The sequence below is a fragment of the Paraburkholderia sp. BR10937 genome (assembly GCF_040965695.1).
GTDB lineage: Bacteria > Pseudomonadota > Gammaproteobacteria > Burkholderiales > Burkholderiaceae > Paraburkholderia.
In genome coordinates this window covers 1-1,143 of record NZ_JBFRCL010000146.1, presented here as the reverse complement: position 1 = coordinate 1,143, position 1,143 = coordinate 1, and the positions used below count along the sequence as shown (strand labels likewise).

The 1,143-nt window shown below is 59.6% G+C and carries 1 pseudogene; it reads right to left on the bottom strand.

Annotation, left to right across the window (positions count from 1 at the left end):
- Positions 1-1,087, bottom strand: a pseudogene (locus tag AB4Y44_RS42360) (IS3 family transposase); the annotation flags it as partial.
- Between the last annotated feature and the right edge of the window lie 56 nt (positions 1,088-1,143).

The following is a 1,143-nucleotide window of genomic DNA, read 5'->3' as shown; positions in this document are numbered from 1 at the left end:
TCTGTCTTGAGAATGCCATTGACCCGCTCGGCCAGAGCATTCTGGTAGCAGTCGTAGCCATCGGTCATCGAACACGTCAGCCCGTGGCGTTGATGAAGCTGCTGGTAAGCGGCAGAGCAATACTGAAGCCCACGATCTGAATGATGGATCAACGGCTGACGGGTCTTTCTGCCGCGCAGCGCCATTTTGAGCGCTTCGCTGACCTGCCCGGTGTGCAGACTGTCATGGACGTGATAACCGACGATCTTGCGCGACCAGGCATCCGTCACCAGACTCAGATAGACAAACGCTCCTGCCGTGGCCAGATACGTGATGTCAGCGACCCATACCTGCTCGGCCCCGGTGGGCACCACCTTTTGCGGGCCATCCTTCAGCAGATTCGGATGCCGGCGAAAGCGGTGATGGCTGTCAGTGGTCTTGTGATACGCACGCCGGGGTTTCACCAGCAGACGCGCGTTGCGCAGAATCTCGAACAGGCTGTCGCGCCCAAGCCTGATCCCCGCTTCGCCAAGCGGTTTTGCCAGCAGATGGTGCAGCTTGCGCGTACCGAGACGGGGTTGACGCAATCGTGTGTACGTGACCAGCGCGATCACTTTCTCGGCGCGCGCGGCGTGTCGGCATTCGCACTGGCACTGCCGGTAGTACGCCTGGCGACTGATTCCCCAATACCGGCAGGCTCCCGCCACGCTCAGTCCTTCGACGAGCTTTTGCGCAAGGACCTGCCTGAAGGCTTTTTTACGACCACCCCGTAGTCCTTCTTCAGGACATCCACGACGGCTTCGAGCAGCTGAGCCTTCTGGTTGGCCTGCTTCAGCTGTTCTTCGAGTTCCCTGATGCGTTGCTCGGGCGTGAGCGGCACCTTGCCCGCAGGCTTTCCCATGACCACTCCCTTACGTGCACAAGCGCCGCCGCTCCAGTCCTGATGACCGTGCTTACGCAGCCACTTCAGTACGGTCGAGGCACCCTGGATACCGAAGCGGCGCTGCGCTTCTGGATAGCTCATCTCGCCTTTTTCTACCTGCTCGACCACCGACAGTTTAAAGGCGAGACTGTAGTCCCGCTGTGTGCGCTTGATCCTCGATTCCAATTGACTCTCCTTCCAAAGGGTGGAAAAAGTGTCAACCTGGTTCAGGACGGGTCACC